The organism is Arthrobacter sp. YN (genome assembly GCF_002224285.1).
Taxonomy (GTDB): domain Bacteria; phylum Actinomycetota; class Actinomycetes; order Actinomycetales; family Micrococcaceae; genus Arthrobacter.
This window is the reverse complement of the sequence record NZ_CP022436.1, coordinates 2986474-3007263: the sequence shown is the minus strand read 5'-3', so window position 1 is coordinate 3007263 and position 20790 is coordinate 2986474. Positions and strand designations below refer to the sequence as shown.

22 protein-coding genes and 2 tRNA genes are annotated in these 20790 nt (G+C 61.5%); 19 read left to right on the top strand and 5 right to left on the bottom strand.

Features of this window, described 5'->3' with window-relative positions; genetic code table 11:
- Positions 1 to 27 precede the first annotated feature (27 nt).
- From nadD to CGK93_RS13585, 4 genes are all read left to right on the top strand, one after another.
- On the top strand, positions 28 to 651 hold the full coding sequence (gene nadD / locus CGK93_RS13600; protein ID WP_232481319.1) for a nicotinate-nucleotide adenylyltransferase: 624 nt from the start codon (positions 28 to 30) through the stop codon (positions 649 to 651).
- A 7-nt stretch (positions 652 to 658) separates the two neighbouring features.
- Positions 659 to 2137: a hypothetical protein gene (locus tag CGK93_RS13595; protein ID WP_089595292.1), complete on the top strand. Its 1479-nt coding sequence runs from the start codon at positions 659 to 661 to the stop codon at positions 2135 to 2137.
- Between the two features lie 58 nt (positions 2138 to 2195).
- Positions 2196 to 2600, top strand: coding sequence for a ribosome silencing factor (gene rsfS, locus CGK93_RS13590; RefSeq protein ID WP_089595291.1), 405 nt, complete (start codon positions 2196 to 2198; stop codon positions 2598 to 2600).
- Between the two features lie 115 nt (positions 2601 to 2715).
- A tRNA-Ala gene (locus tag CGK93_RS13585) sits at positions 2716 to 2791 on the top strand.
- Between the two features lie 104 nt (positions 2792 to 2895).
- Here CGK93_RS13585 and CGK93_RS13580 read toward each other — a convergent pair.
- Entirely contained in the window at positions 2896 to 3501 is a 606-nt protein-coding gene (locus CGK93_RS13580; protein WP_089595290.1) for a ScbR family autoregulator-binding transcription factor, read from the bottom strand.
- Positions 3502 to 3904: 403 nt separating this feature from the next.
- Between CGK93_RS13580 and CGK93_RS13575 the strand changes: the two genes are divergently transcribed.
- Positions 3905 to 3977 (top strand) — tRNA-Ala (locus CGK93_RS13575).
- A 64-nt stretch (positions 3978 to 4041) separates the two neighbouring features.
- Here CGK93_RS13575 and CGK93_RS13570 read toward each other — a convergent pair.
- Positions 4042 to 4419, bottom strand: coding sequence for a cupin domain-containing protein (locus tag CGK93_RS13570; protein WP_089595289.1), 378 nt, complete (start codon positions 4417 to 4419; stop codon positions 4042 to 4044).
- 186 nt (positions 4420 to 4605) lie between these two features.
- Here CGK93_RS13570 and CGK93_RS13565 point away from each other — a divergent pair, with 186 nt between their 5' ends.
- The 5 genes from CGK93_RS13565 to CGK93_RS13545 all read left to right on the top strand — a co-directional run bounded on the left by CGK93_RS13565 (position 4606) and on the right by CGK93_RS13545 (position 10333).
- Positions 4606 to 5751, top strand: coding sequence for a class I SAM-dependent methyltransferase (locus CGK93_RS13565; RefSeq protein WP_157731800.1), 1146 nt, complete (start codon positions 4606 to 4608; stop codon positions 5749 to 5751).
- A gap of 224 nt (positions 5752 to 5975) precedes the next feature.
- A complete protein-coding gene (locus CGK93_RS13560; protein ID WP_232481317.1) occupies positions 5976 to 7175 on the top strand; it encodes an ROK family protein in 1200 nt (399 codons plus the stop codon).
- Between the two features lie 43 nt (positions 7176 to 7218).
- Positions 7219 to 8592: an extracellular solute-binding protein gene (locus tag CGK93_RS13555; protein ID WP_442856992.1), complete on the top strand. Its 1374-nt coding sequence runs from the start codon at positions 7219 to 7221 to the stop codon at positions 8590 to 8592.
- Positions 8589 to 9458, top strand: coding sequence for a carbohydrate ABC transporter permease (locus CGK93_RS13550; protein WP_089595285.1), 870 nt, complete (start codon positions 8589 to 8591; stop codon positions 9456 to 9458). Before CGK93_RS13555 ends, CGK93_RS13550 begins: the two co-directional genes overlap by 4 nt.
- Positions 9455 to 10333, top strand: a complete 879-nt coding sequence (locus CGK93_RS13545) for a carbohydrate ABC transporter permease (protein ID WP_089595284.1) — start codon at positions 9455 to 9457, stop codon at positions 10331 to 10333. Before CGK93_RS13550 ends, CGK93_RS13545 begins: the two co-directional genes overlap by 4 nt.
- A 26-nt stretch (positions 10334 to 10359) precedes the next feature.
- Here CGK93_RS13545 and CGK93_RS13540 read toward each other — a convergent pair whose 3' ends face one another.
- The gene (locus tag CGK93_RS13540) at positions 10360 to 10593 is read right to left on the bottom strand and encodes a hypothetical protein (protein WP_089595283.1); all 234 of its coding nucleotides are present in this window, start codon (positions 10591 to 10593) and stop codon (positions 10360 to 10362) included.
- 134 nt (positions 10594 to 10727) lie between these two features.
- Here CGK93_RS13540 and CGK93_RS13535 point away from each other — a divergent pair, with 134 nt between their 5' ends.
- The 6 genes from CGK93_RS13535 to CGK93_RS13510 are packed head-to-tail and all read left to right on the top strand — an operon-like array spanning position 10728 to position 15774.
- Complete coding sequence (locus CGK93_RS13535) at positions 10728 to 11735, top strand: AAA family ATPase (protein ID WP_089595282.1); 1008 nt, start codon at positions 10728 to 10730, stop codon at positions 11733 to 11735.
- Positions 11736 to 11747: 12 nt separating this feature from the next.
- Positions 11748 to 12677: a DUF58 domain-containing protein gene (locus tag CGK93_RS13530; RefSeq protein WP_089595281.1), complete on the top strand. Its 930-nt coding sequence runs from the start codon at positions 11748 to 11750 to the stop codon at positions 12675 to 12677.
- On the top strand, positions 12658 to 13128 hold the full coding sequence (locus CGK93_RS13525) for a hypothetical protein (RefSeq protein ID WP_232481316.1): 471 nt from the start codon (positions 12658 to 12660) through the stop codon (positions 13126 to 13128). Before CGK93_RS13530 ends, CGK93_RS13525 begins: the two co-directional genes overlap by 20 nt.
- A complete protein-coding gene (locus tag CGK93_RS13520) occupies positions 13119 to 14099 on the top strand; it encodes a vWA domain-containing protein (protein ID WP_089595280.1) in 981 nt (326 codons plus the stop codon). Before CGK93_RS13525 ends, CGK93_RS13520 begins: the two co-directional genes overlap by 10 nt.
- On the top strand, positions 14096 to 15073 hold the full coding sequence (locus CGK93_RS13515) for a vWA domain-containing protein (RefSeq protein WP_198318223.1): 978 nt from the start codon (positions 14096 to 14098) through the stop codon (positions 15071 to 15073). The genes CGK93_RS13520 and CGK93_RS13515 overlap by 4 nt, the downstream gene beginning before the upstream one ends.
- Positions 15070 to 15774 carry a hypothetical protein gene (locus CGK93_RS13510; protein WP_089595278.1) on the top strand — a complete coding sequence of 235 codons (705 nt, stop codon included), beginning with the start codon at positions 15070 to 15072 and terminating at the stop codon, positions 15772 to 15774. Before CGK93_RS13515 ends, CGK93_RS13510 begins: the two co-directional genes overlap by 4 nt.
- A 112-nt stretch (positions 15775 to 15886) precedes the next feature.
- Here the strand turns inward: CGK93_RS13510 and CGK93_RS13505 are convergent, their stop codons facing one another.
- Complete coding sequence (locus CGK93_RS13505; RefSeq protein ID WP_089595277.1) at positions 15887 to 16390, bottom strand: DUF2004 domain-containing protein; 504 nt, start codon at positions 16388 to 16390, stop codon at positions 15887 to 15889.
- Between the two features lie 50 nt (positions 16391 to 16440).
- Positions 16441 to 17406 (bottom strand): LysR family transcriptional regulator, encoded by a 966-nt coding sequence (locus CGK93_RS13500; protein WP_089595276.1) that lies wholly within the window; start codon positions 17404 to 17406, stop codon positions 16441 to 16443.
- A gap of 396 nt (positions 17407 to 17802) precedes the next feature.
- Here CGK93_RS13500 and nrdH point away from each other — a divergent pair, with 396 nt between their 5' ends.
- From nrdH to nrdE, 3 genes are all read left to right on the top strand, one after another.
- Positions 17803 to 18045, top strand: coding sequence for a glutaredoxin-like protein NrdH (gene nrdH, locus CGK93_RS13495; RefSeq protein ID WP_011775022.1), 243 nt, complete (start codon positions 17803 to 17805; stop codon positions 18043 to 18045).
- A 62-nt stretch (positions 18046 to 18107) separates the two neighbouring features.
- Positions 18108 to 18578, top strand: a complete 471-nt coding sequence (gene nrdI, locus CGK93_RS13490; RefSeq protein ID WP_089595275.1) for a class Ib ribonucleoside-diphosphate reductase assembly flavoprotein NrdI — start codon at positions 18108 to 18110, stop codon at positions 18576 to 18578.
- A 32-nt stretch (positions 18579 to 18610) separates the two neighbouring features.
- Entirely contained in the window at positions 18611 to 20731 is a 2121-nt protein-coding gene (gene nrdE / locus CGK93_RS13485) for a class 1b ribonucleoside-diphosphate reductase subunit alpha (protein WP_089597451.1), read from the top strand.
- Positions 20732 to 20790 lie beyond the last annotated feature (59 nt).

The following is a 20790-nucleotide window of genomic DNA, read 5'->3' as shown; positions in this document are numbered from 1 at the left end:
TCGGGGCGCAGGCTTCGGCTGGGCGTGATGGGTGGAACATTCGATCCAATCCATCACGGCCACCTTGTGGCTGCCAGTGAAGTAGCAGCCAAGTTCGGACTCGACGAAGTGGTTTTCGTGCCAACGGGGCAACCGTGGCAGAAGTCGCACAAACTTGTCAGCGAGCCGGAGCACCGGTACCTGATGACAGTCATTGCCACAGCATCCAACCCGCGGTTCACAGTGAGCCGGGTGGACGTTGACCGCCCCGGCCCCACGTTCACCATAGACACCCTGCGCGATTTGCGGGCCCAGCGTCCTGACGCGGACCTGTTCTTCATCACCGGTGCGGATGCCCTGGCCCAGATCCTGTCCTGGAAAGATGTGGACGAGTTGTGGTCGTTGGCGCACTTCGTCGGAGTGACCCGGCCCGGACATGAACTGAACGACCTCGGACGGACTGACGACGTCAGCTTGCTCGAAGTCCCCGCTATGGCGATCTCCTCCACGGATTGCCGGTTCCGCGTGGGCGCAGGCAACCCCGTCTGGTACTTGGTGCCGGACGGAGTGGTGCAATACATCGCAAAATATGGTCTGTACGCGCCCCAGCCCGTGGCAGGGGAGCTGACGCCCGTACTGTCCGGATCAGACGACCAAGCACGTACTGAATGAGTTTTGAATGAGCAGCCAGGAACAGCGACCCATCCGCAGCAGGCGTGAGCTTCGCCGTGCCCGGGAAGAACAGTCGGACGTCACCGAGCAGCCGGACACCACTGCGCAGCCGGAAGCCACTGCGCAGCCGGAAGCCACTGCGCAGCCGGAAGCCACCGCGCAGGCAGACGCCGCTGCGGAGCCGAAGGCGCAACCGGACGCCACCTCGGAACCGAAGGCGCAGCCGAAACCTGCCGCGGAGTCAAAGGTGCCGGCAAAAGCCGACGTGGATCCCGAGGCCCCCGCCACAAGTCCCGTTGCTGGTGCTGACCGTCCGGCTGGGTCTGACCGTCCCGCCGCCCGTAACCGCCGTGCCGCTGATGGTCCGGTGGATGCCGTAGGAACCGCAGCGCAGGAGCGTTCCTCGCAGGTCCGGGCGCGTGACCGTGCAGCTCTTCGGACCATCAAGGAACTCGCGGACAAGGAAGAACAACTCTCCGGAGGTGGGCCTCCCACGCGGCGCCAGCTTCGACTTCAGCAGCTCCAGGCCGAAGTTGCCACGTCAATGAACCCGATCGTTCCGGTGCCGGGTTCCACGCAGGAAGCGGCAAAGCCAGGTGCTCCGTCCGATGGCGTCGGAAATGCCGACGCTCCGAAGTCCGTGGATGCAAAGCCCGGGGTTGCCAAGTCCGGCAAAGCAAAGCCCGGGGTTGCCAAAACCGGGGCCGGCAACAGCGCCGCCAACGACAAGATCACGCTGGGGGACAACGAAACTCCCGCAGACAAGTCCACGCCCAAGGACATTCCGGATGCCGCCACGGAGTCCGGAATGTCCGTTGAACAGGCGCTTGCTGTCCGTGAGTTGATCGCGGCGCAGGTTCAAAACCAGACGTCCAAGCTGGAACACATTGCCGAGCAGGATCCGTTGGCTGTTGATCCAGCGGTGTTGGCGGAGCAGATTGCCTTGGCCGAACGTGCGGCGGTGTTGAACAAACGCGCTGCAGCCAAGCAGAAGCTTGCCGAGCAGAACAAGGCTGAGCAGAGCAAGGTCGAGCAGGCAAAGTCTCCGGCGGCCACGTCAGGTCCTTCCACGGCCAACAACCTGGCCATGGTGACTCCGTTGGAGTTCGTCAAGGTTCCTGGTGTTGAGCGTCCGGTCATGAAGCGTCCCAGCACCACATTCGTGCCGTTGATCACCTCGGCAGGTCCAACTCTGGATGACCCGTCGCAGGTCAAGAAGCCAGGTTCCCGAGGCCGCGCAGGAGTTCTTGCCCGCGCGGAAGCTGTAGCCAGGTCCGCCAGGAAGAAGCCTGTTCCACCAGTGGAGCGCAGCGAAGAGACGCAGCGCCCGCCCGTTTCTGCCAGTACGGCTTACGGACTTGATCCGTTGGACGTCAATACTGCAGGACTGGCACGCGCTCAGCGCAACAGGTTGCTGCAGTACGGTGTTTTGGCTTTGGGCCTGGTTGCGCTCATCGTCGGCATCATCATGATCACCAGCGGCTAGTTCCGCTTTATCTCGGCAAACGCCAAACCAAGGCCACAGGCCACAACAAGGAGTCCCCGTGTCTGCACATGAACAATCCATCACCCTCGCCCGTCACGCCGCGCGTGCAGCGGCCGATAAGCTCGCCGAAGACATCGTTGCGCTTGATGTCAGCGAGCGGTTGGCGCTCACTGACATCTTCCTGATTGCGTCAGCTCCCACTGAGCGCCAGGTCAACGCAATCGTCGATGGCATTGAGGAAGAACTGCTCAAGCAGGATCTTCGACCCGTGCGTCGTGAGGGCCGCTCCGAAGGCCGCTGGGTTTTGCTCGATTATGCGGACATCGTGATCCACGTCCAGCACGCCGAAGATCGCGTGTTCTATGCACTGGAGCGCCTGTGGAAGGACTGCCCTGTGGTGGATCTGGACCTCGGTGACGATGCGTCCGCCAAGGCTGTTTCCGCGGAGGACTCCGAGCACTAGGAACTCACGGCAACCGAATATGCCCGATTTGGAATTTTCGGAAACGCTGTTCTAAGATATTTGAGTTGCTTCGGCGCGGATGGCTGAAATGCTGAACGTGAAGCAGCAAGAATATGGGGCTGTGGCGCAGCTGGTAGCGCACCTGCATGGCATGCAGGGGGTCAGGGGTTCGAGTCCCCTCAGCTCCACCACCAAGGGTCCTGCTTTCGTCAAGAAAAGCAGGACCCTTTCTTGTGCCCGGAGTCAATTGATCCGGCTGGCTGTACTCGGGCTTACGCAGATGGTCGTCGGCGACTCAAGGACTGTGTGTTTGGTTTCTTGCGCCTGATGTCAGGGCCGGCAGCATGAATTCCCACATTTGTTCGATCCTGGCCATGACATCCTCCCGCGCCGTGAGGACTTCGGAGACCATCTGAACTCCGGTGAATGATGCAATCAAGAAGCGGGCGAAGGCGGCGGCATCCAGATCGGTGCGGACATCCCCCTCCGTCTGGGCTTGAGCCAATAACTGGTGGGTGGTGTTGATCCAGTCCTGGTACGGGGCGGAAACGTCAGCTTGGAATGCGGAGGCTTCAAAGGTGAGCCGGATACCACCTTGGACTATCGGTTCATCCAACAGCTGCTGCCCGAACATTCTGCAGAGGCTGATGATTTTTTCCAGCGCAGTGTTGTTGGAACCAGCGATCTCCGAGCCCGCCGACTGGACCAAGGCGTGTTGTTCGTCGATGACCGCCAGGGCAAGCTCCCGCTTGGACGTGAAGTGAAAATAGAGGGCGCCTTTGGTCACGCCCGCGCGCTTGGTGATGTCAGCCAGGCTGGCGTTTCCGTACCCAATTTCAGCGAAGACGCGGGCTGCGCCTTCAATGACTGCCAGTCGGGTGTCCTGCGCACGTTGCTGCATCGGTAGCGACTGACCTTTCGAGCGATGTGGTGGGGCCGGATGCTCTGTCGCGGAATGCTGGCAGTGGCGCCTCTGGAACCCCATAACGCTATCACCGGGCAAGGCCGGCCCTGTCGATAAAACCGACTGGACGGTTTGGTTTCTGGAAGTATCGATCTTAGACTTCATGTGGGGCGGCGCTGGATGACAGCACGCTCCCGGGCAGCCGGTTTGGGGGGAGGCGCGGCGGATTCGTCCAGCGCGCCTCGGCTGCCGGGTTTCTTGATAAGGCGCGATCCATACGGCGCGACTTGGGGTGACGCAGTTCACGGTCGACCGATTTCGCTTCTCGATGGATTGTGGTTAGTATTGACGAGTTGCTTCGACGGGAAGAGAAAAACTTCACCGGAAAATCAACAAATCCGGGGCTGTGGCGCAGCTGGTAGCGCACCTGCATGGCATGCAGGGGGTCAGGGGTTCGAGTCCCCTCAGCTCCACTTCGGAAAAAGACCCCGCTCATCTGAGCGGGGTCTTTTTGCATGTACTGAAAACCGAATCGCCTTATCCAGGAGGGCGGGCGAACTCGGCGCCGCTGACGAACTCGACACCTTGGAACGGTTCGTCGCCTACCACGTGAGCGTTGTGGCCCGGCGGGATCGTGTAGGAGTCACCGGCAGCGATACTGATCTGGCCGCCGTCGTCGGTTTCAACGTCCAACTTGCCGGAAACGCAGAATCCAACGTGGCTCAACTGGCAGGAGTCCGTGCCCACTACAGGTTTGATGCAGTCAGCCCAGGTCCAACCGGGTTCAAAGGTCATACGGCCGATTGTGTATTCTCCTACGGTGACGAGGTCCAGAACGGTCTTATCCGGGCGGCGCGTTTCGTCGGGAGAGTTGTGGGACTTTACTTCCAGGTTCGTGACAACATTGACACTCATGGCTTCTCGCAGGGGAGGGGGAGCCGGATGACGGATGTCCCGGTGCCTGGCTCCCTGGCCACCGCGACGTATGCCGGCCGCCTCTGTCTTGGGTTTACCAAACTGACGGGACAACCAGGTGTTTGCGTGTTGCACTCTCAGGTTCCTCCCAAGCACCGACAAAGTCGAGTCAAAATCGCAACGAAAGTGAGAACCTCCATCGTGACGGCATTGGAACTGGAATCCCTGTTTGGCTCCTTGAGCAGGCTCCCGGACGTCGAAGCGGAGAATTTGCAGGCTTACGACGCCACTGACCGGATTCTGCTGGAAACAGCGGCAGAAATGGTGGGCCAGGAAACCGGGGTTGTCGTCATTGGCGACCGTTACGGTGCCCTGACGCTGGGTGCGCTGGTGGGACTCGGCGTCGGGAATGTCCGTGTTAACCAGGACCTTTTCACGGGACGACTCGCGTTGGAGCGCAACGCCGCAACAGCAGGTCTCGAGGGCCGTTTCACCCACCATGGTTTAGGCCGGGAATTGCTCGGCAATGCTGGGCTTGTACTAGTTCAATTGCCGAAGTCGCTCGCTGAGTTGGAGGAAATCGCCGACGCCGTTGCCCGATTCGCAGCGCCGGATACGGTGGTGTTGGCAGGCGGCCGCGTCAAACATATGTCCACCGGGATGAATTCAGTCCTGGAGAAGTACTTCTCCTCCGTCCAACCACAACTCGCCCGTCAGAAATCCAGGGTGCTCATTGCCAGGGATCCCCAACCGGTTCCGGACACGCCACCGTTCCCCGTTGTGGAACCATTGCAGGAATTGGGAATCACGGTCTGCGCACATGGCGCCGTCTTCTCCGGCGCCCGCCTGGATATTGGGACGCGTTACCTGCTGACCTTCCTGGACCGGATGCCGGCTGCCCGCCGCGTGGTGGACCTCGGATGTGGCACGGGGATCCTGGCCACCATGTATGCACGGCGCCATGAGGAGGCGAACGTGGTGGCAACGGACCAATCCGCTGCTGCTGTTGCCTCGGCCCGGGGTACCGCGGCGGCCAATGAGGTGGGGGACCGGGTGGCCGTCCTTCATGATGACGCGATGTCCACGCTTGTACCCGGCAGCGCGGACCTCATCCTGCTGAACCCGCCGTTCCATGTAGGAGCCAGTGTCCATGCAGGCGCTGCGCTGAAGATGTTCCAAGCCGCCGGACGGGTGCTGGCGCCAGGTGGGGAGTTGTGGACCGTCTACAACAGTCACTTGCAGTACCGGGGTGCGCTGGAACGGCTCATAGGGCCTACGTCGGAGGAAGGCCGCAACCCTAAGTTCACGGTGACGCGCAGCCTCAAATCCTGAGGGCACCGTCATCAAGGCACGGTCCAGGAAGCTGTCGCATACAATTCAGTGGCATCGTTACCAACCCCTGACTTCGTCGCCAGCGTGTGCTCGTACCTGTGGGGCTGTGGGTATCGTACGATGCAGACAGAGACTAAATTCGACGAAGTTTTTCCGAATGACGAGGGGCATCAGTGACTGAGATCCGGCAGCCGACACCGAGGCGCGGAACGAATCTACCCCGTATGGGGGACTTCAATCTGACCGTCATCCTGGAGGCGATCCGGCGGTCAGCGCAGGGACTCAGCCGCGTGGAGTTGGCACAGATTGTTGGACTTTCGCCCCAAACCATTTCCAATATTTCCCGGCGCCTGCTGGATCAAAAGCTGATCGTCGAGGCCGGCAAGGAAGGATCGGGGCCGGGCAAGCCGCGGACCATCCTTCGGTTGAACCCGGCTGGGATGTATGCCATCGGCGTCCATTTGGACCCGGCCGTTATCACATTTGTGGTTCTTGACCTCTTGGGCGACGTCGTCAGGCATTCCCGGATGTCCACCCCGGGCGGCGACCCCGCCGGCGTGATCACCAGCATCGCCGCGCAAATCAAGGTCCTGGTCGAAGAGTCGGGCGTGGACGCATCCAAGATCGCTGGTCTTGGCGTTGCCGTTCCTGGGCCGATTGACCTGGATGAAGGCTCCGTAGTGGAGCCGCCCCTGTTGACCAGGTGGAACCGGGTGCGGATCCGCGAGGCCTTGAGCGAAGCCACCGGGCTGGAGACCCTGGTTGACAAGGACGTCACCAGCGCAGCTGTTGCCGAGACCTGGGCCGGGGGCGCGAGCGGTGCCGGCAGCTTTGTTTTCATGTACATGGGTACCGGCATCGGTTGCGGAATCGTGCTTAACGACGAAGTAGTGCGTGGAACCTCCGGCAACGCAGGGGAAATCGGCCACATCGTGGTTGACCCTTCCGGTCCGTTGTGTGATTGCGGATTGCACGGATGCGTTAAGTCCTCCTGCATTCCTCAGGTCCTGGTAGCCGAAGCAGAAGCAGCCGGTGTCCTGGACGGTCACCGTGAGGGGGCAGACGGTCCCGAGGTCCAGGAGCGTTTTGCAGCACTGTGCGACCAAGCCGACGCCGGGAACCAAAAAGCCATTGCCATTCTGGACAAGTCGGCCACCCTGGTGGCTCGTGCCGTGTCCGTAGTGACCAATACCCTGGATGTGGAGCGCGTGGTCTTCGGTGGTCCCTTCTGGGGCCGTATGTCGCCCTACTTCCTGGAACGGGTCCCGGAGCTGCTGGACAGGAACAATGCTGCCCGCATGATCCATGACCTGGAAGTTGTAGGCACTGGAGTGGGCGAGGACGTGGGCGCCATCGGTGCCGCCTGTCTCGTCCTGGAGCACATGCTGGCACCGCGGGCCCAGCGGCTCCTTCTGGAAGGCTGAATCAGCACGACGTTTGACGGATTGGAGCACCATGGGCCGCCCAATGAAGTTAGCTGGTATGAAGCAGGTGGCGGGGAAGTTTGCCGCCATCGCTACAGCCGCCGCCGTCCTTGTGGCAGCCAGCTCCTGTTCGCCTACGCCTGACGCGGCCGGGAACAAGACGCTGAAGATCGTTTATCAGAAAACGGATGCTTTTACTGCCCTCGACGCCGTCATGCAGGACGCCAAGAAGGAGTTCGAGGCAGCCAACGCCGGGGTTGCCGTTGAGCTTCAGCCCATCCAGGCCAATGATGACGACTACGGAACCAAGCTTGCCCTGGCGCAGCGTTCCGCTGACACGGCGCCGGATGTCTTCTACGAGGACACCTTCAAGGTCCGCTCGGACGTCGACGCCGGGTACCTCCTTAAGCTTGATGGCTACCTTGAGAAGTGGGACGACTGGTCCCTTTTCAACGAAGCAGCCAAAGCGGCCGGCCGGGCAGATGACGGCAGTATTTATGCGGTGCCGCTCGGTACGGACACCAGAGCTATTTGGTACAACAAGGCAGTCCTTCAAAAGGCGGGCATTTCCTTGCCCTGGCAGCCAAAGACCTGGGATGACATCCTGACCACGGCCCGTGCCGTGAAGGCATCCGATCCCAACGTGATCGCCTTCAACATGTACGCAGGCAAGGGGACTGGCGAGGGCACGGTCATGCAGGGCTTCTATGAACTCCTTTACGGGACAGACAGCACCTTGTATGACGAGAACGCCAAGAAGTGGGTAGTCGGGTCCCAGGGATTTACTGACTCACTGGCGTTCTTGAAGACCCTCTACGACGAAAAACTCGCAGTGAGCCCCGCCGAGGCCTTGGATGCCAACGTCTGGAAGAAGGTCTTTGGCGAGTGGTTCCCGCAGGGCAAACTGGCGGCCACCGTGGAAGGTTCCTACACGCCGTCGTTCTGGCAAAAGGGTGGGGCGTACGAGTGGGCAGGATATGAGCAGGACATGGGCGTCGCGATGTTCCCCACCAGGAATGGCCAGGAGCCCGGAGGTGTCAGTATGTCCGGCGGCTGGACGCTTGCGGTGGGTGCGAAGAGCAAGAACCCTGACCTTGCCTTCAAGTTCCTCACCACTGCACTGAACAAGAAGAACGCGTTGGCGTACGACATCAACAATTCGCAGATTGCCGTCCGGACCGATGTCGCCGCGGAAGCGGATTATTTGGCAGCCAACCCGTTCGTCAAGGATGTCTCAGACCTGGTGGCCGTAACACATTACCGCCCCGCCACTGCTGACTATCCGAAGATTTCCACCGCCGTCCAAGTGGCCACGGAGTCAGTGATAACTGGCAAGCAAAGCCCCGAGGACGCCGCAGCAGAATACGATGCCACCGTCCGGAAGCTTGTGGGTGAGGACAAGGTCCTGGAGAAATGACCATCCGCCGCGTCCTGCGGCTCCTGCCGGTAGTTCCGTCGATTCTGCTGCTCCTGCTTTTCCTTGTGGCCCCGGTGGCTTGGTCGTTTTACGCGTCCTTCACCAACGCTGCGTTGACGGGCAAAGCAGCGCAGGACCCGCAGTGGGTGGGCGCCGACAACTACGCCCGGATGTTCAGCGATGACTCGTTTCCGCTGTCGGCCTGGCTGACCGTTGTCTTTGTCGTGGCGTCGGCGGTGGTGGGGCAGAATGTGCTGGGCCTGCTGATTGCGCTGCTGATGACGCGTTCACGGAAGGTGGTCTCTTCGGTAGTGGGAACGGCAGTTGTTGCGGCCTGGGTGCTCCCGGAAATTGTGGCAGCGTTTGCTGCCTATGCCTACTTCAACCGGGACGGAGCTCTGAACCAACTGGCCGGCATCGTCGGTGTCGACGGCGTGGACTGGCTGTATTCGTTCCCCCTTGTGGCGATCATCCTGGCCAATACCTGGCGGGGCACCGCTTTCTCCATGCTGGTGTACCGGGCAGCTTTGGCGGACGTACCACGGGACATTTCCGAGGCCGCGCTCATGGACGGCGCCCGGGGGTGGCAGAGGCTCACGTTCATTACCCTGCCGCTGATCCGGAGCAGTATCACCACCAACCTGATGTTGATTACGCTCCAGACACTGGCCGTCTTCACCCTTATCTGGGTGATGACGGCGGGCGGTCCGGCCAACGCCAGCACCACCTTGCCGGTGCTGGCGTACCAGGAGGCGTTCAAGTTTGGCGACATCGGCTACGGAACAGCGGTGGCGTCGGTCCTGATCCTGTTGGGCATGGTGTTCGGTGCCGTCTACGTTCGGCTCCTGAGGGACCGTCGCCCATGACCACCAAGGGACTGCGAGCGCGGGAGAAGACAACAGGCACGACGACGGGTGGCACCTCCCGTTCCAGAGCCAGGTTGGGTGCGGATATCGCCTTGGCCGTGATCGGGGTCTGCTTTGTGGCGCCTTTATTGTGGTTGCTGCTGGCCGCCGTCGATCCCCAGGCCGGATACCAGACCAAGGTGCCCTCGGCGCCGTCGAGCGCCAACTTCAGTGCGGTGCTGACTCCTGAGCTGCTGTTTCAGCCGTTGGCCAACAGCTTGTGGTTGTCTGCCGGTACGGCTGTGGTGAACCTCCTTGCTGCTGTGCTGGCTGCGTATCCGTTGTCCAGATATCAGTCCCGGTTCAACAAGCCGTTCATGTACACGGTGCTGTTCGGCACCTCGTTGCCGGTGACGGCCATTATGGTGCCCGTGTATGGGTTGTTCGTCCAACTTCAATTGTTGGATTCCATGGCGGCAACCATTTTCTTTATGGCAACCACTACTTTGCCCATGGCGATCTGGATGACCAAGAATTTCATGGACTCGGTTCCTTTGGAACTGGAGGAGGCGGCCTGGATGGACGGGGCGTCGGCCATGACGGCGTTGCGCAGGATTGTCCTGCCGCTGATGAGGCCGGGGCTGGGTGTGGTGTTCATCTTCGTCTTCATCCAGGCGTGGGGAAACTTCTTTGTTCCCTTCATCCTGTTGTTGTCGCCGGGCAAGCAACCGGCGGCGGTGTCCATCTTCAGTTTCTTCGGCCAGCACGGAGCGATCGCCTACGGCCAGTTGGCCGCGTTTTCCATCTTGTACTCGGTCCCGGTGCTTCTGCTTTACGCGCTGGTATCCCGGGGCATGGGGAACTCCTTTGCCCTGTCTGGAGCCATGAAGGGCTAGCTGGAGCTATGAAGGGTTAGCGGCGCTCAGTCGATGTCCTCGATGATCTCGCCGTACGGTATGGACTCGTCCAGGTGGGCCTGATGTCCGGTAGAGCCTGTGTTGTAGGTGATCCGGACCCCGTGGCGCTCGTCGGCGGCTGATTGCAGGAGGACGGGCCGAACGGCGTCGATGACGTGCTGGTCCTGTGCGGCGAGGTACTTCTGATAGGCGGCTGGTAGCTGATGCATGGCAAAAGGATAGACCTCGGAGGGCTGCATGGGGAGGGGTCCCCATTGCGGCCCTGAACAGGTCAGGCTTGGATAGAGTGGCCCATGCAGGCGGAAGCACTGATGCCCGGCTTTTTGGCCGGCCGCCTGCCGGGAGACGTCAGACGCCAGCGAGGGGACCACGAGTGCAACAGACCACTGCCACGGCCGGAATCGATGCACCGGACATGGCCCGTGCCCAACAACTCGTGGGCAGCATCATCCGGAGTTTTGAGAACAAAGTGGTGGGCCAGGCCAGGCTTCGCGAGACCTTGGTCATCGGTTTGTTGACGGGCGGCCACGTGCTGCTTGAAAGTGTGCCGGGCCTGGCCAAGACCACTGCGGCCCAGGCCATCGCGGAATCGGTCAGCGCGGAGTTCCGCCGGATCCAGTGCACTCCGGACCTGTTGCCCAGTGACATCGCGGGCACACAAATTTTCGATGCCGCCAAAGGAACATTCGTCACTCAGTTGGGTCCGGTCCATGCCAACATCGTGCTGCTGGATGAGATCAACAGATCCAGCGCGAAGACCCAGAGTGCCATGCTCGAGGCCATGCAGGAACGACAGACGTCCATCGGTGGCGAGTCCTACCCTTTGCCGCAGCCGTTCCTGGTGCTGGCTACACAGAACCCGATTGAGCAGGAAGGGACGTACCGGCTCCCCGAGGCCCAAATGGACCGCTTCATGCTCAAGGATGTCCTGGACTACCCGAGTCCGGCCGAGGAAACCGAAGTCATCCGCCGGATTGACGCCGGTGTGTTCGATGCCGACCAGAGGCCGCCGGCTGCTGCCTCACTGGACGCTGTTGTCCAGGTCCAGGAACTCGTGCGACGGGTCTACATCGACCCCGCGATCGTCAGGTACATCGTGGGCCTTGCCTACGTCACCCGCAATGCTTCCCAATATCTGGAGCCCAAGCTCGCCAACCTGGTGGAGTTCGGTGCCAGCCCCAGGGCCAGCATTGCCTTCAGCCAGGCAGCCAGGGCCCTGGCCTTGCTGAACGGCCGTGACCACGTGATTCCCGAGGACGTCAAAAACCTCGCCCACCGGATCCTGCGGCACCGCATCATTCTCGGATTCGATGCTGTGGTTGAAGGCGTCCCGGTGGAAACTGTCATTGATGCCGTCGTGGCGTCTGTCCAGACACCGTAGCGGGGACTACGCGTGCCCAGCCTGCTTCGCCGGGTTAAGTCGAAGCTGTTCATCTTCGCCCACCGGAGGACACTGACCCTGCTCGATGGTGAATACGGCTCCGTTTTCAAAGGCCGCAGCCTGGACTTTGATGAGCTGCGGGCCTACGTTCCTGGAGATGAAGTCAGGGATATTGATTGGAAAGCCACCGCACGGCACGGATCGCCCCTGGTCAAGCGGTATGTGGCGGTTCGCCGTCACTCAGTGCTGTTGCTGGTGGATACCGGACGGACCATGGCTGCCCAGGCTTTGTCTGGTGAATCCAAGAAGGACATCGCTGTGCAGGCAGCCGGAGTGCTGGGGTATCTGGCGTGCCGCCACGGTGACGACGTCGGCCTCCTGCACGGGAACGAGACCACAACCCGGTATGTACCTCCCCGCAGCGGCGAGGAGCACCTGGAACGCTTGCTGCAGGAGGTCGATGCGGGCGTCGCCCTGGACGGGCCGCCCAGTTCCCTCGCGGAGCAACTCGACTACGTCCTGAGATACCTGAAGGGACGCCTGCTCGTTGTTGCCGTGACTGACGAGTTCATGCCCGATGCCCGTACTGAGGGGCTGATGCGCAGGCTTCGGGCCAGGCACGAAGTCCTGTGGCTGACCGTGCGGGACGCGAACCTCACACCGGTGGCAGACAAAGGTGCCACGGACAGTACGGATGTGGGCACGGGGCAGGGAATCCCCGCGCTGCTGGCCGCCGACAGCAAGATCCAGGCAGCCTATGAAGCTGCCATGGTGGAACGCGGAGAACGCCGCAGCTCCATTTTCCGCCGATTGGGCATAGCCGAGGAACAAACCTCAGGCAGTGCGGACGTCCTGCCTGCCGTCTTTGCACTCCTTGAGAAGCACCGTTCGGGTGCGACAACTGCCAGGGGTGCCGCTGGGGGTGGAAACCGTGCAGGATGATGCCGGCTTCTACGCACCGCTGCAGTATCAGCCACAATGGCTCTGGGCCGGCCTGCTGATAGTGGTGGTGGTGGGTGCTTGGTACGCCTGGATCTTCCGGCCCATTCGCCGGAGACCACCAGCCGGACAAGGACCGCCACAGCAGGACCTGGACGCCCTGCGTTCTGCGTGCCTCGCGGCCATCAACGCCACAGCAGAAGACGCCGACGCCGGACGGATACCGGTGCGCGACGCCCACCAAAGACTTAGCTTCCTCGTGCGGGAGTTCGCCGGGGCAGCCACGGGGCTACCCGTCACGTCGATGACGCTGGAAGATCTCCGCCGCCAAGGTCTCGAGGAACTTGCTGAAGGAATCGCGGGCATCTACCCCAACGAATTCTCCCGTGTGCCACTCCACCCCGTGGGGCACTCAGCAGAGGCTGCGCGACAGGTGGTGATCGGATGGAACTGAGCTACTGGTGGATCCTTCCCCTTGCCGCAGCAGCGGTGGCCATCAGCGCCTGGCTGTACCGCCGTCGTCGTCCTCCACAGACCCGGCCCATCGCGCACGGTGACCGCCTGACCGACCTGCCGGAGTACCAGCACGCACTACGCAGGTACCGCCTGCGGCTGATGGTGGCAGTCATGCTGGGCGCCGTGTTCCTCGCCGCCACCGCTACAGCCGCCGCCAGGCCCATCCTGCGCACCACGGAGCAACCGGAAATCCGGAACAGGGACATCGTGCTCTGCCTGGACGTGTCCGGATCCATGACCAGCACCGACGCCGCCATAACCACCGTGTTCCGGGAACTCGCCAAGGAATTCGACGGCGAAAGGATCGGCATGGTCATCTTCGACAGCAGCAGCGTGCAACTCTTTCCCCTCACGGACGACTACGACTACGCCGCCGAACAGCTCGCCGAAGCCAAGGAAGCCCTGGACAGCGGGGCAGGATCCTTCTTCGACGGCACCTGGAACGGTGCAGGCTCCTCACTGATCGGCGACGGCCTGGCGTCCTGCGTGAAGAGCTTTCCCGATGACACAGGCGCCGCCGATGCCCAGCGCTCGCGGTCCGTGGTGCTGGCCACTGACAACTTCCTCTCCGGCGAGCCGATCTTCAGCCTGGAGGAAGCAGCAGCACTGGCAGTCCACAAAAACGTGAAAGTCTACGCACTGAACCCCAGCGACATGGACTACGGCAACCAACCTGATGAACCCGGTGCCCAACTCAGGGCTGCCGCTGAGCGGACCGAGGGCGCCTACTACACCGTGGACGGCGCTGAGGCCGTGCCGGGCATCGTGGGGAAAGTGCAGGAAACAGAAGCCACAAGCTACCGTGCAGCTCCGCAGGCGGTGGTAGCCGATGCTCCCGCCTGGCCGCTCGGGATTGCCCTGGTTGCCGGAACGGGCATGTTGGTACTCGGCTGGAGGCTGGAACCATGACCTTCGCCCCGATCATTCCGTGGCCCCTGCTGTTCCTGGCCCTCGCCGCCGTGCTGGTGTTCACTGTGCTGGCCCTGACACGGAACGGGAGGCCGGCAGCGTTGCGGGGCGCCGCCGTCGTGCTTCTGCTCCTCGCCATGCTCCGGCCGGGCTGGCCCGGTGGACAGGCCAACACCGCCACTGCGGAGATGGACGTCTTCTTCGTGGTGGACACCAGCACCAGCATGGCGGCCGAAGACTACAACGGCTCCGCTACCCGGCTGTCGGGTGCCCAACGCGACGTGATGGCGATAGCCAAGGAGCTCGCCGGTGCCAAATTCTCCCTGATTACCTTCGACAACAAGGCCACTGTCCGCATGCCCCTCACCCGCGACGCCACCGCGCTCCAGACCGCCATGACCACGCTCCAACCCCAAAATGCCCGATACGCCAAGGGAAGCAGCGTTACTGGTGCAGCACAGCTGCTCAAAGAGCGGCTTGCTGCAGCCAAGGAGCAACACCCGGGCAGGCCTGCTCTGGTCTTCTACGCCGGCGATGGCGAGAACACCAGCGCCGGGCGGCCAGCGGCCATGGACGCCGCCAACGTAGCCGGGGGAGCAGTCCTCGGATACGGCACCCCTCAGGGAGGACGCATGAAGGAAACCCCGGATGCCGACGCCGGCTACCTCAAGGACCGCAGCTCCGACACGACGCAGGACGCCGTTTCACGCATCGACGAAGACCAACTCCGCGCTATCGCCGAGCAACTCCGCCTCCCCTACGCACACCGGACCGGGACAGAGCCGCCGTCGGACATGCTTGCAAAAGCCCAGCCAGGTGCCCTCACCATCAGCGACGCAGACACCCCCGGACGCATTGAGCTCTACTGGCTCCTCGCCCTGGCTGCCTTCCTGCTGGCATTGCACGAACCACTGCGCCACCTCGCCGCACTCCTGAACCTCCGGCCTGCAGCAGCAAAGGAGCGCACACCATGACCCATAACGCACGACGACGGCGACTCCGCCTTGCGCTGTGGACCGCGCCACCGGCCCTGCTGGCGCTCGCAGTTGCCGCGAAACTCCTCAGCGTGGGCGTCCTGGGTGGTACAGCCGCGGAGTCCTACGCCGCCGGTCAGGGAAATGACGTGGCCCGGGCTGCCTCCTGGCTCCATGTACTCAACTTCGTGGAGCCACACAAGGCGTCGTTCGCCTCCGGGGACGCCCGGGTGCTGGCGGATGACTTCGCTGCTGCACGGGAAGACTTCGAGACAGCTTTGCGGCTTGGTCCAGGTGATGACGAGTGCAAAGTCCGGGTCAACCTTGTCCTGAGCATCGAGAAAATGGGGGACGCGGCAGGGGGCGGTGACGCTGCGGCCCAGCTGTTTGCAGAAGGACTTGCTGCCGCGGAAGCATCACCGCCGCAATGCCATGCTGTTGGTCCCGCCAACGCCGCAGGCGAGGGCGCAGCCCTTGACGCGGCGGAGGACCGGCTCACGAACAAAATCGCCGAAGGAAAGCCGCAAAGCGGCAAGGCGCAGCAGCCTTCCGGCGAATCCCCGTCCACGGCTCCACAGGAACAGCTCAAACAGTTGGAGGAGAGCGCGCAACAAGCCCAACGGGAACGCTCGGAGGGGCAGGAACGCGGAGACTACCTGCGCGGTCCTGATGATGGCCCGCGCGTTGACAGGCCATGGTGAACCTTTCGGCGAACAAAGTTCACGAATCCTGGGTCTCACATCGGACAACAACGACTGCGGCCGGTCACCACAAGGTGACCGGCCGCCGTCGTTCGCTGTTAAGCGTTGCTTGCTACTCCCAAAGGATTTCGTCATCCACCACGCCGTCTTCGTCGGCCGCGACCACCAGGAGCTCGTCGGTGAAATGAGATCCGAGGGTGAAATCCAGGACAAAATACCGCTCCGGCTGTCCGGGGTAGATGGCCACGTGGCCGAGCTTGAGGGCCTTGAGGAACACATCATTGGTCAGTTGGCCCTTGTCCCGGACGCCGAAGACCGATTCCAGCTGCTCGTCCTTGAGCTGTGAGCTATGGAAATGCAGGAATTGTTGGGGATTGGTGCCGTCCTGGTCAAGCTCTTCGGCAATCATTTCCCTGACTTGGTCCACGAGTTCGGGCAGGAAGCGCAACCTGTAGTCCACCTTGCGCATTGCGGCCTCATCGAAGTGGTCGTGCGCGGTGACATTGAGGTCCAGCTCCAACTGGTTGCCGGCGAGTTCGTGTCTCGCGACGAAGCAATGTTCACGCCCGTGATTGAGCTCGATCTCCCCAAAATGTTTGCTCGCTACCTTGCCCATGTGATCAATCTAACCCCATCAACCGGCGGGTTCCAGCACTTGGGGATATTTCACCTGCGCCGTTGCGGACCCTTGACAGGCGCGGATTTCAGGGGGTGAAGTCCGCTCCTGCCGGAGGTTTCCCGGAGGGTGTCGGCCAGCAGTTGTGTGAACAACTGCACTTGCGCCGTCCGCTTTTCGTTGATGAGCAGGGCGAAGACGTTACGCGCCAGGCGAATGTCCGGGACGTCAAGGACCACGACGCCGGATGGCCGGTTCCGGAGCGCCAGTTCGGGTACCAGCGAGGCACCCAGGCCGGCGGCGGTCATCTCCAGGCTGGCGTGGAAGTCGTCGCTGTAGGCCACCACCCGTGGGTGGAGGTTGCAGCTGGCGAACAGGCGTTCAATCACCAGGGCGTCGCTGGTGCCGGGGTGGTGGACGATCCACGGCATGTCGGACAGATGCGCGGCTTCTATCTCGGCGTCCTCCCGGATTTTCCAGGACGCCGGGAGCACCACCCTGAAGTCGTCGTCTCCGATCCACTGCCGTTCCAGGGAGTGCGGCCAGGCCAGTCCGGACTGTCCCACCTGGTAGACCAGTGCCACATCCAGTTCGCCGCCGCTGCGCAGGCCCTGGATGGTTTGGGCGGGTTCCGCCACTGAGACACGGAGCTCAATGCCCAGCCCGTTCCACCGATCGTTCCGGAGGATCTCCGGCAACACGTAGGTGGCAAGGCTGGGGAAGATGCCAAGCCTCAGTTCCTGCGCGGGGGAGTCGTTGGTGCGTGAAGCCGCAGCCATGAGGGCTTCGACGTCGGTCAGTACCTTCGATGCGTGCCGGGTCATGGTCACGGCAGCTTCCGTGGGAACGACGCTCCGCGCCGACCGTTGGAAAAGCTCGACGCCGGTATCGCGTTCCAGCGCGGCCATCTGTTGGGAGACTGCCGAGGCTGTGTAGCCAAGCTGGGCGGCGGCAGCAGCAAAGGAACCCAAACGGGTTACTTCCATGAGCGTCCGGAGGTGGAGGAGATTGACCATCAGCAGATTTTAGCTGTTCGCCACGCCACATTTTCAAAGTGCCACGACACGCCGTATCCCGGCGACACGCTGGAGATTAAATGTGGCTAAGTAGTCCACAGGGTGTGGATGACATCTCTCAATTTGGCGGAATCACGGACATTTTGAGGGCCCTCGCCTGTGGACGAGCGGTGGATTGAATGACATACTTGTAATACATCATCTTGGGGTTCCAGTTCGGCGCTTGCACTACATGTAGTATCGATTTACGGATTGAGCGGGAAACCAGCACAAGACAAAATCAGAGCGTGTTGGCTGTCACGGCAGCCCGCGGGCCGGTATCGGATTCAGTAGCTAGTTCCGGTTGAGCCCGCCAGATACGAAGAGCGACAGACTTCAACTAAGGGGACAGGGATCATGACCGTAACGGTTTACACGAAGCCGGCCTGTGTTCAATGCAACGCAACCTACCGGGCACTCGACAAGAAGGGCATTGCCTACCAGAGTGTCGACATCTCCCAGGATGCCGAGGCCCTTGAGCGCCTCAAGGCACTGGGTTACATGCAGGCTCCGGTTGTCGTCACCGAGCAGGACCACTGGTCTGGTTTCCGCCCGGACAAGATCGAGGAACTGGCCCAGGCCGTTTCCTCCGTGGCCTAAGTTTCATTCAAACTTCGCCACCACAGCACACTAAGAATTCCTATGTAGTCGAGGTGACTCCCATGGCACCGCTGGCAGCGGCACCCGTACGCGATGCTGCGGAAGCTGTGACCACGAGGAGTCACCTCATCTACTTTTCCTCGACCTCCGAGAACACCAAACGATTCGTCCAGAAACTGGGTACGGATGCGGCGCGCATTCCGCTGTATGCCCAGGATGCCCCGCTTCAAGCCCTCGAACCCTTCGTCCTTGTACTGCCCACTTACGGCGGAACAAACGGCGAAGGGTCGGTGCCGAAGCAGGTCATCAGATTTCTTAACGATCCCGGGAACAGGGAACTGATCCGCGGTGTTATCGGAGCGGGGAACACCAATTTCGCGGACAACTACTGCGCAGCGGGGGACATCATCTCCGCCAAGTGCAAGGTGCCGCATCTTTACAAATTTGAACTCATGGGGACGCCGGAAGACGTTCAGCGGGTCAACGAAGGGCTGGAAAAGTTTTGGACACAACTGTCGCAGAAACAGAAGTAACCGGGGGCGCTGTGGACACGGTCAAGAAGCCGCTGCCTGAAGCGTTCAAGGGCTTGGGTTATCACGAGCTCAACGCCATGCTGAACCTGTATGGCCCCAACGGCGAGATCCAGTTCGAAGCCGACCGTGAAGCTGCGCACCAGTACTTCCTGCAGCACGTGAACAACAACACGGTGTTCTTCCACGACCTGGAAGAGAAGCTCGACTACCTGGTGAAGAACCAGTACTACGAGCGTGAAACCCTCGACCAGTACACGATGAACTTCATCCGCGACCTCTTCAACCGCGCGTACAAGAAGAAGTTCCGCTTTGAGACCTTCCTCGGCGCCTTCAAGTTCTACACGTCCTACACGCTGAAGACTTTCGACGGCAAGCGTTTCCTGGAGCGCTACGAAGACCGCGTCTGCATGGTTGCCCTTCACTTGGCTCGCGGCGACGAAGACCTGGCCAACCGCCTCGTCGACGAAATCATCGACGGCCGCTTCCAGCCGGCTACGCCTACGTTCCTCAATGCCGGCAAGGCACAGCGCGGCGAGCTCGTCTCCTGCTTCCTGCTCCGCATCGAAGACAACATGGAGTCGATCGCCCGCGCCATTAACTCCGCGCTCCAGCTCTCCAAGCGTGGCGGCGGTGTGGCGCTCTCGCTCACCAACATCCGTGAACACGGTGCCCCGATCAAGCAGATCGAAAACCAGTCCTCCGGCGTCATCCCCGTGATGAAGCTCCTCGAAGACAGCTTCTCCTACGCCAACCAGCTCGGTGCCCGCCAGGGTGCAGGTGCCGTGTACCTGCACGCCCACCACCCCGACATCCACCGCTTCCTGGACACCAAGCGTGAGAACGCCGACGAGAAGATCCGTATCAAGACGCTCTCCTTGGGTGTTGTGGTTCCGGACATCACGTTCGAGCTCGCCAAGAAGAACGAGGACATGTACCTCTTCTCCCCGTACGACGTCGAGAAGGTCTACGGTGTCCCGTTCTCCGATATTTCGGTGACCGAGAAGTACTACGAGATGGTTGACGATTCCCGGATCAAGAAGACCAAGATCAGCGCCCGCGAATTCTTCCAGACCCTCGCGGAGATCCAGTTCGAGTCCGGTTACCCGTACATCATGTTCGAAGACACGGTGAACCGGGCCAACCCGATCGACGGCAGAATCACCATGAGCAACCTCTGCTCGGAAATCCTGCAGGTCTCCTCGCCGTCCATCTACGCCGAAGACCTCAGCTACGAGACCGTGGGCAAGGACATTTCCTGCAACCTCGGTTCCATGAACATCGCCAAGACCATGGATTCGCCGGACTTTGGTCGCTCCATTGAGACGTCCATCCGCGCCCTCAGCGCTGTGTCCGACATGTCCTACATCAACTCGGTGCCGTCCATCGCACAGGGCAACGCCCAGAGCCACGCGATCGGCCTTGGCCAGATGAACCTTCACGGTTACCTTGCCCGCGAGCACGTCCACTACGGTTCCGAAGAGGGCCTGGACTTCACCAACATCTACTTCTACACGGTGCTGTTCCACGCTCTGCGCGCTTCCAACCGTCTGGCCATCGAGACCGGCCAGAAGTTCGGCGGCTTCGAGAAGTCCACCTATGCTTCGGGTGAATTCTTCGACAAGTACACCGAGCAGGAATGGGTTCCGGCAACGGAACGCGTCTCCGAGCTCTTCGCCGGCCACCACATCCCCACCCAGGATGACTGGCGCGAGCTGAAGGCTTCGGTCATGGAGCACGGTATCTACAACCAGAATCTCCAGGCCGTACCGCCTACCGGTTCCATCAGCTACATCAACAACTCCACGTCGTCGATCCACCCGGTGGCCGCCAAGATCGAAATCCGCAAGGAAGGCAAGATCGGCCGCGTCTACTACCCGGCTCCGTACCTGACCAACGACAACCTGGAGTACTACCAGGATGCCTACGAAATCGGCTACGAGAAGATCATTGACACCTACGCTGCTGCCACGCAGCACGTGGACCAGGGCCTGTCCCTGACGCTGTTCTTCAAGGACACCGCCACCACGCGTGACATCAACAAGGCCCAGATCTACGCATGGCGCAAGGGCATCAAGACCCTCTACTACATCCGTCTCCGCCAGCTCGCGCTGGAGGGCACTGAGGTGGAAGGCTGCGTTAGCTGCATGCTGTAATCAGCCTTTATCGGTTGATTAATTTGCGGCTCTGGCCGCACTCAAAACTAAAGAGCACG